General features: G+C 62.0%; 1 pseudogene. It reads right to left on the bottom strand.

Features of this window, described 5'->3' with window-relative positions:
- Positions 1-45: 45 nt before the first annotated feature.
- Positions 46-229: pseudogene (locus KVT32_RS31955) on the bottom strand (NAD-dependent epimerase/dehydratase family protein); the annotation flags it as partial.

Below are 229 nucleotides of genomic sequence, written 5' to 3' on the forward strand. Positions count from 1 at the left end.
CAGGGGCGGGTAGATGCAGGACGAACCGAGGAACAGGAGCTTCTACACGCCGGCGCGCCAAGCTTCGTGCACGACATTGGTTTCCACCAGCAGATTGTCGTAGATGAATTCCGCCGGGTAGGAATTATTCGCATGGATGCCGCCGACCTTCGCCGCCGCCAGGTAGACCTGGTCGATGCGTTCGGCGCGGAAGAAGGCGCGCACCTGCGCCTGGTCCGTCAGTTCCAGT

It is taken from the genome of Achromobacter sp. GbtcB20 (assembly GCF_019091095.1).
GTDB classification, from domain to species: domain Bacteria; phylum Pseudomonadota; class Gammaproteobacteria; order Burkholderiales; family Burkholderiaceae_B; genus Achromobacter; species Achromobacter mucicolens.